The following is an 8,387-nucleotide window of genomic DNA, read 5'->3' on the forward strand; positions in this document are numbered from 1 at the left end:
TAACTATGCTCTAAACACTTACTCATGTACAAGTTCTGGTGGTTCTACTCTTACAGATAACTTAGATGGAACATACACAATTGCTCCTGCTGGTAATGATGTCATTACATGTACATATGATAATCTCTGGTCAGATCCTGGAGTTGGAGAAATCCAAATTTTCAAATCAACTCTTGATGGAAGTTCGGGTGGATTTGACTTTGTAATTAATGATGAATTTGGAACTGAGGTATATTCTGAAACTATCTTCTTAGAAGAGGGTGGTAACTCAGGTGTAAAAACTTCTTACGCAGCTGGAATAGATTACACTGTCTCTGAAATTGTTCCTCCAGGTTTTACTTTGGTAACCTCTTCATGTACAAGCACAACTGGTGATTCTACTTTTGTAGCCAATGGTGATGGTAGCATTACAGTATCTCTTGCAACTGATGACTTTGTAAGATGTTTCTTTGATAATACCTCTTCATAAGATTCTTACAACTTAGAAATTTTTTGAATCAATCATATTCTTTAAAAAATTAAAACAAAAAGAATGAACTGTTCGTCCTTTCCAACTACTCGAAGGTAGAAGTAGAGGTTTGGGACGAAAGTCCAGTTGAAGATGGTACAGATGGGAATTTATCTCCAATCTGTTGCTCAGCTACTGCAGATGCTTCTTGTAGAATCTTTTCTGTTTCTTCATTTGAAACATCAGACTCCATACTAAATGAGTCGCCTGCAAGTGAATCCATCATCAGTCCATTAAGTGTCTGAGTCATGGCATTCAATTCTGAATCTGCTTCTGGCATGAATCTTCCTAGCGATGACTTCAATCCCTTCATTGTAGACATTGCTGGTCCGATTGCTACCATTGCATCTCCTAGATCATGAATGGTTGTCAGTCTCAATTGGACTTGTTCTAATGACATTCTTGCATTGCCGAGCATCTTTGTAACTTTACGAATTTCAGCTAATTCGTTAGACAAAACTCTACTTGTGCTAGTATCATGTTGTTGCATTGCAGTCACGACACGTTGAAAGAGTTGCGCATCTCTTTCATGCAGTTTGTTTAACATAGTGTCCATTTTTGATATTTGGACTTGTAGTTTGTTTACTGCAGTTTGAATTCGTGGTTTTAATGCACCTTGAGGCTTTACTGCTTCACGGAGTTTGCCAGTTACGCTTTGGGTCTCTTGTCGAGCCCAAGTTTTATCGAAGTTTGGCATGGTTGCTAGTTTAGAAATTTAGTCTTAATGGACGGTGTATATTTAGATCAACTTCGAACTAAATTTAGCTAACAAACTATTATGTTTCTTTCATGCCTAAATGGTGTGGCTAGAATAGTTGTTTTTGATTCAGGATTGGGCTCATTATCAATAATTACTCCGATAAGAAAACTTTGCAAAGTCGACATCATCTATTACGCAGACTCTAAAAATTTTCCATACGGTGAAAAAACTCAGACTCAACTTAACACAGCCATAAATACGACATTAAATAGATTAGAAGAAAATTTTTGCCCTGATTTGATAGTCATTGCATCAAATACTCCTAGTCTTGTTCTAAACATATCAAAACCAAACATGGTCACCGTAAAACCACCTCTTTTAGAAGCTAAAAAAATTTCTAAAACAAAAAACATTGGAATTCTTGCAACTAAGTCAACTATCGTAAGTAAAGGACTTTCTAATTATATTCATAAGAATAATCTTCCTAATTCTTATCGAATCCACAAAATTAATGGCTCTAATCTTGTAAATCTTGTTGAAAATGGTAAATTCCTAACAAATTATGATCACTGCAGAAAAATTATCAAAAAGGAATTAACTGAAATAATTACTAAAAAAAATATTGATACTATTACTTTATCAAGTACACATCTTCCGTTTTTAAAAAAATTACTTCAGAAAGAATTTCCTAATGTAAAATTTATTGAACCTGGAAATCAAGTTGCAGAACAAGTATTCAAAAAAATTAAAAATAAACAATCAAAACGAAATTCATTGAAAATATTTACATCTGGAAATCCAACTGTTTTTCATAAAAAACTGTTGAAGCTTAAAATTCAATCAAAAGTTAGATCATTTTGATTTAGCTTTTCTATACCCATGACTAAATTTTTTATCATATAATTTAGAATACTCATATTTTTCAGGTTCTATTACATCACTAATAATTACAATTGCTGTTCTAGTGATTTTTTCTTCTTTGATCTGTTTTGCAATTGTTTGTAATGTTCCTTTGATAATTTTTTGATCTTTCCAACTTGCTCTATATACAACTGCAACTGGTGTAGATTTTTTGTATCCACCTGCAATAGCTTCTTTAACTAAATCTGAAACCAAATGTACACTTAGATAAAAAATTAAAGTTGCTTTATGTTTTGCAAGTTCAGAGATTTTTTCACGTTTAGGAACTTTAGTTCGTGATTCTGCTCTTGTAACAATAATTGTTTGTGTAACCCCAGGTAAAGTAAGCTGAGTTCCTAATGCAGCAGCTGAAGCTAAAAATGCTGTAATCCCAGGTACAACAATTGATTTAATTCCTTTTTTTTCTAAATTATCAATTTGTTCTTTTATTGCTCCATAAATTGATGGATCACCATCATGTAATCTAACAACAAGTTTGTTTTTCTTTGCATTTTTGTATAATAAATCAAAAATTTCTTCTCTTACAAGTTTTGCAGCATCATGTAGCTTTCCTTTTTTACATAATTTCAAAATTGGATCTGGAATTAGTGATCCTGAATAAACAACAACATCTGCTTTTTGGATTAATTTTTTTGCTTTAATCGTAATTAATTCAGGATCTCCTGGCCCACATCCAACAAAATAAACATCAGACACGTTTTACCACCAATATTGAAAAGTATTTTGTTGTTAATGTATCATCATTTACATCTCCAAGTGTTAATTTTCTAATAATTTCATTTTCAGTTCCTAAATCTTGTCCTATTGCAAAAATAGAATCATCTGGAAAACCTGATTCTTTTAATACATTAATGACTTGATCAAAATATCTTCCGTCCTTTAAGAATACCATTGTTTCAGAATTTTTTGCAATTTCTTTTACACTTGACAAATCATAACATGAAGGAATAATTGCAACTTTTTCTGCACCTTCTGCAATGCTTACTCCGACTTTAGATGCAAAAGTAAACATAGAAACTATTCCTGGAATTACACTGATCTTCATATCTGGATAGTTTTCTTCCAAATCTTTGTGCATGTATATCCAAGTACTGTAAAGATATGGATCACCTACTGTTAGATAAACTACATTTTTTCCTGACAAAACTTTCTCAGCCATTATTTTTGCATTTCTTTTCCATGTTTGTTCTAGAATGTCTTTGTCTTTTGTCATAGGAAAAATTAATTTTACAATTTCTTGATTTTTTGATTTATCAATCAAGGGATCTACAACTGATAATGCTATACTTGGTCTATCCTCTTTTGATGCTGGGCACATGATGATATCTGCATTTTGTATTGCTTTTACTGCTTTTACAGTAAGTAAGTCAGGATCACCAGGTCCTACACCAATTCCAATCAATCCTGACATGAAAAATATGTTAATTTCCCCAATTAAATATCTAGATTAGTTCTTTGCTGCAGAAATTATTGTTACAGGATTTCTTGCAAGCATCATTGTACCTGTACTCGTCTTCCTACTTTTTGAAATAGTTACTTGAGTAATATCCACTGATGTAAATTCTATTTTTTCTAAAACTTTTAGCACTGAATATAAAGTTTCAATCAATATTATTCCAATAACAATTCTACCTCCCGTCTTTAGTTTTTCTTTACATAGTTGAACAATATCTGCAGTGTCCCCACCAGTTCCTCCTACAAAAATTACGTCAGCTTGTTCCAAATCTTTGATTTTCTCTTTTGCATTACCAAAAACAAGTGACACGTTTGAAAGATTAAATTTTTCAACATTTTTCTTTGTTAGTTCTATTGCATTCTCGTCAAAATCAATTCCAATTACTTTACCTGTTTGTTCAATTTGTATTGCAGCCTCAACTGTAATTGATCCACTTCCACATCCAATATCATATACTACTTGTCCGGGAAGTAATCTTGCTTTACTGATTTGAATTGTTCTTACTTCTTCTTTTGTAATAGGAACTTTTTCTGTTCTTTCAAATAATTCATCAGGAATACCTGGTGTTTTAAATTCCCACATGATACATCATAATTTTTTTAAAATTATTATATATTAATTCCAGTAGATACACTTCCAGAATGAACTAATGTATAACTTACAATCCATGTAAACAAATACAAAAAGATGTAACTACCAATTGCTTGAGTAACAATCTTCTTTCTATCTGATGATGGTAATTGCATTTTCATTCCTTTTGCAATAATTATCGTAACAATAAAGACAATGATCATAAATCCAATTGAAGCCCATCTTCTTTCTTCTCCTTCAATATCTTCAAAGATGAATGTTGCAGCAGTACCTGCAATGACAGCTAATGCAACTCTCATCCAAAATAATTTGTTTAATTTTTTATCTTTATCACTTTTTTCGGCATCACTCATTTGTGGCTCTGGTTTAGATTCAGGTGATTCTGTTTCTGGTTTTTCTACATCCGGAACAGTCTCTTTAACTTCTTTTGGAAGTTCCTTCTCAGGTTTTTCTGGTTCAGGTGTTGGTTTTGATTTTTTCTTTTTGAATCTTGCCAAGTAAATTTCTAGCGTGACTCCATCAAAGCTTGTTTAAAATCTTTGGTAATTTGTTGGCTTATTTTATCGCAAGAGTATAATTTTAGAGAATTAATTTTGATTTATGACACTTGCAGGTATTGAACTTCGATATCTTGTAGATACTATATCAAAACAAGTTGAAGGATACTATGTCAGCAATATCTATGGAATTACAAAGGATAGCATTCTTTTCAAACTTCATCATACAGAAAAATCTGATCTTTTTCTAATGATTTCTACAATGGGGATATGGCTAACATCTGTAAAAATTGATCAAATCGAACCAAACAAGTTACAAAAACGTTTGAGAAATGATATACTGAGACTAAAATTAAAAGAAATCAAGCAGATTGGTTCAGAACGTATTGCATATTTTACTTTTGAAGGATTTGGAAAAGAGTTTGTTCTAGTAACTGAGTTTTTTGGTGACGGTAATATTATTTTGTGCAGTGATCAAATGAAGATTCTTGCATTACAACATTCAATTGATGTCAGGCATAGAAAATTAGGAGTTGGTTTAGAATACATTCCACCTCCTCAAAATGGTTTAGATATATTTAACATAGATGAAAAAAATTTTCATGAATTAAAACAAACTGATTTGATCGCTGCAAAATGGTTAGGTCGTACATTAGGATTGCCAAAAAAATATGCAGAAGGAGTTTTTAAAATTGCAAATCTTGATTCTAAAATTAAAGGAAGTCATTTGACTTTTGATGAAATAAAATTAATTTTTCAAACAACACAACAAATGGTAAGTGATGTAACATTTGGTAACCATAAACCTGTAATTATTGAATCTAATAAACCTGAAGTCTATCCAATTAATTTCAATGAATCAAATGATTCATGTATAGAAGTTAATAGCTTTATTGAGGGATTAGACAAAGTCTTTACAGAATCTTTAGTTAATCAAGGAAAAACAATTCAGTCAACTACTTCAAATAAAAAAATTCAAGAATTAGAATCACAACTTTCTGAACAAGAAAAAGCTATTGAAGTGGTTAAGGAAAGATCAAATTCCATATCTAATGTAGCTAATTCATTATTTGAATTGATTTCCATCGGAATTACATCAATACAAGACAGTAGATCAATTGAAAAACTTGAAACTCTAAATGCAAAATTGCTTACGGAAAAGGGCATTTCTTTTATTGTTATTGCTGATGAAAAAATAAAAATCAATTATGAATCATCATTACAATCCATTGCATCAAATCTATTCAATGAAGCAAAACATCAAGCAAGAGCTATAACCTCTATTGAAGAAATAAAAAATAAAACACAAAAGAAATTAGAAAAACTATTAACAAAAACAGAATCTGAAGAAAATTCCATTACAGTATCTAATATTAGAAAAAAAAATTGGTACGAACGCTATCGATGGTTCTTTACTACTGATGGATACTTAGCTATTGGTGGGCGTGATGCAGCTTCTAACTCTGCTGTTGTAAGAAAACATCTTAGTAACAATGACAAAATTTTTCATGCAGATATTTTTGGTTCTCCATTTTTTATTTTAAAAGATGCAAATGTTTCTTCAAGTATTTCTATGAATGAAGTTGCACATGCAACCGTTTGCTTTAGCAGAGCTTGGAGAGAAGGATTGTATGGAGTAAGTTCGTATTGGGTAAATCCTGATCAAGTAAAAAAATCAGCACCAAGTGGAGAATTTTTACCAAAAGGATCTTTTACGATTGAAGGACAAAGAAATTTTATCAAAGCACAGACTTTAAAATTGGCAGTTGGAATTTTACCACAAGATGATTCTTTTGTATTAACATGCGGGCCTGTTGAACCAATTAAAAAAAATTCTATTCTCTATGCTGTTATTGAACCACATGGAATTGAAATGGTTGAAGCTGCAAAAAAAATTAAAAACGAATTTACAAAATTAAATGAAGATGTTACAAAAAGTATTTCTATTGATGATTTTGTTAGAGTGTTACCTGCAGGTAAAAGTCAAGTAAAAGAAATTAAACATGGAAACTTTTCTTTAGTTTAATTATTTTTTTAATCGAGTTGTTTATTTTAAAATTTTTAAAATATTATTTTGTATGATTTTACTAATATTCCGTTTTCCAATTTTTTTCTGATAATTTTCATTAAAAATCGATCCAAAATTTTGGATCCAAAATGGTCCTTGTATACTGACTAAATTCCATCATGGAATCCCTCCTTCTTCTGCATTTCCAGCCTCTTTATGGTATTTCCTCAAGCAATATTTTTCGGTGTAGAAGAAGATGAGGTGGATACCTTTAGACTATCCAGTGGATAGTATAGACATTTTTTGTAATCCCCCAGACGAAAGTCTACACCAAATTTTTGCAAATCCAATTCTACACCAAGAAATTTTTGCAATGTTTTGTGTTGGGGGAGTGCTAAACTGAAATCTGTTTTATCCCTAATTACAATTTTATTTTTGCTCACATCCAGTATTCCATTTAGTTTTGCTGATGTATCAACACAAGTAACATCTTCTGTAGATGATTTACCAACTGTCTCTTCTACACCAAAAGAAATTAGAAATATTTCAATTTCTTTGAATGAATCAGTCGGTTTATCAACGAATTCACCACAAAAGAAAAGTGTTCCACAAAATTCATTGATAATGTCAACATCTGAAACATTTGGAAAGACAATCTATCTTTCTGAAAATCTTGACATTACTACTTCAATGTTGGAACAAACTGTTGAAATTAATTCTTTTATTGCACAACCACAAACAACTTTTGATCGAGTTACTCAAATTGATAAGCTTAAAGATCGAAAAAAGAATTCAAAATTAGATCAATTCATAGCTGATGAAATTATTGATAATTCAAAAATTGATACATCAATTATTTTAAATCCAAACATTTCTCCAATTTTATTTAACCCAATATCATCTTTAGAACATAATTTTGAATTAAATAATTATGAATTATCATCATTAATTGAAAATATTTTTGACGATACTTCATCAAATATACTTTCATCCATTGATCAATTAACAACTATCACTCTCTCTCAATCATCTCAACAATTTATTTTGATTATTTTTGCTCCACTTGTTTTCTTTGTTTTAATTCGTTCTGAAAATGTTGAAGTTAATCTTTCTAAACTTCATCAACCTTTAGCTTTGATTTTTGCTGTAATCATTTTATCTGGTGGTGTAATCACTCCATTCTCCATTGGAGATTCATATTGGTCAATGGCCTATGCTGATGATTCATCATTTGATACTCACACAACCTCTTCAGAGGATTCAGCCTCATCTTCTTCTACACCAGCTGAAGATACCGAATCTTCTGATTCAACTTCTGATAACACATCTACTCCTGTAGATTCAGCCTCATCTTCTTCTACACCAGCTGAAGATACCGAATCTACAGGAGATTCCTCTTCTACTCACACAACCTCTTCAGAGGATTCAGCCTCATCTTCTTCTACACCAGCTGAAGATACCGAATCTTCTGATTCAACTTCTGATAACACATCTATTCCTGTAGATTCAGCCTCATCTTCTTCTACACCAGCTGAAGATACCGAATCTACAGGAGATTCCTCTTCTACTCAAGCATTAGTTGTAGATGGAACAATTGCTAATCTAGGTACAAACACTACTACAACTGAAGTTATTCCTACAAACACTACTACAACTGAAGTTATTCCTACAAACACTACTACAACTGAAGTTATTCCTACAAACAC

The 8,387-nt window shown here is 31.4% G+C and carries 8 protein-coding genes and 1 pseudogene; 4 read left to right on the plus strand and 5 right to left on the minus strand.

The features are described from left to right. Nucleotides 1–469 (plus strand): hypothetical protein (locus Q0941_RS04980; protein ID WP_299291974.1); only part of this gene is annotated, 469 nt, incomplete at its 5' end. 85 nt (nt 470–554) lie between these two features. Here Q0941_RS04980 and Q0941_RS04985 read toward each other — a convergent pair. Further along, nucleotides 555–1,205, minus strand: a complete 651-nt coding sequence (locus Q0941_RS04985) for a Snf7 family protein (RefSeq protein WP_299291976.1) — start codon at nt 1,203–1,205, stop codon at nt 555–557. A 105-nt stretch (nt 1,206–1,310) separates the two neighbouring features. Between Q0941_RS04985 and Q0941_RS04990 the strand changes: the two genes are divergently transcribed. Further along, entirely contained in the window at nt 1,311–2,069 is a 759-nt protein-coding gene (locus Q0941_RS04990; RefSeq protein WP_299291978.1) for a glutamate racemase, read from the plus strand. Here the strand turns inward: Q0941_RS04990 and cobM are convergent. Genes cobM through Q0941_RS05010 form a run of 4 tightly spaced genes read right to left on the minus strand, consistent with a single transcriptional unit; the run spans nt 2,061 to nt 4,673 of the window. Next, nucleotides 2,061–2,825 (minus strand): precorrin-4 C(11)-methyltransferase, encoded by a 765-nt coding sequence (gene cobM / locus Q0941_RS04995; RefSeq protein WP_299291980.1) that lies wholly within the window; start codon nt 2,823–2,825, stop codon nt 2,061–2,063. The genes Q0941_RS04990 and cobM overlap by 9 nt on opposite strands. Continuing rightward, nucleotides 2,818–3,540 carry a precorrin-2 C(20)-methyltransferase gene (gene cobI / locus Q0941_RS05000; protein WP_299291982.1) on the minus strand — a complete coding sequence of 241 codons (723 nt, stop codon included), beginning with the start codon at nt 3,538–3,540 and terminating at the stop codon, nt 2,818–2,820. Before cobI ends, cobM begins: the two co-directional genes overlap by 8 nt. Nucleotides 3,541–3,576: 36 nt before the next feature. Beyond that, nucleotides 3,577–4,167, minus strand: a complete 591-nt coding sequence (cbiT, locus tag Q0941_RS05005) for a precorrin-6Y C5,15-methyltransferase (decarboxylating) subunit CbiT (protein ID WP_299291984.1) — start codon at nt 4,165–4,167, stop codon at nt 3,577–3,579. 26 nt (nt 4,168–4,193) lie between these two features. Then, on the minus strand, nt 4,194–4,673 hold the full coding sequence (locus tag Q0941_RS05010; RefSeq protein ID WP_299291985.1) for a hypothetical protein: 480 nt from the start codon (nt 4,671–4,673) through the stop codon (nt 4,194–4,196). A gap of 103 nt (nt 4,674–4,776) precedes the next feature. Between Q0941_RS05010 and rqcH the strand changes: the two genes are divergently transcribed. After that, nucleotides 4,777–6,699, plus strand: a complete 1,923-nt coding sequence (gene rqcH / locus Q0941_RS05015; RefSeq protein WP_299291986.1) for a ribosome rescue protein RqcH — start codon at nt 4,777–4,779, stop codon at nt 6,697–6,699. Nucleotides 6,700–7,116: 417 nt separating this feature from the next. Next, nucleotides 7,117–8,387 (plus strand): annotated as a pseudogene (locus tag Q0941_RS05020) (hypothetical protein); the annotation flags it as partial.

It is taken from the genome of Candidatus Nitrosopumilus sp. (assembly GCF_028278985.1).
GTDB lineage: Archaea > Thermoproteota > Nitrososphaeria > Nitrososphaerales > Nitrosopumilaceae > Nitrosopumilus.

Excerpts from the sequence above, each read along its gene's own strand:
- Q0941_RS04985 (WP_299291976.1), bottom strand. The coding sequence starts at position 1,205 with ATGCCAAACTTCGATAAAACTTGGGCTCGACAAGAGACCCAAAGCGTA.
- cobI (WP_299291982.1), bottom strand. The coding sequence starts at position 3,540 with ATGTCAGGATTGATTGGAATTGGTGTAGGACCTGGTGATCCTGACTTA.
- rqcH (WP_299291986.1), top strand. The coding sequence starts at position 4,777 with ATGACACTTGCAGGTATTGAACTTCGATATCTTGTAGATACTATATCA.
- cbiT (WP_299291984.1), bottom strand. The coding sequence starts at position 4,167 with ATGTGGGAATTTAAAACACCAGGTATTCCTGATGAATTATTTGAAAGA.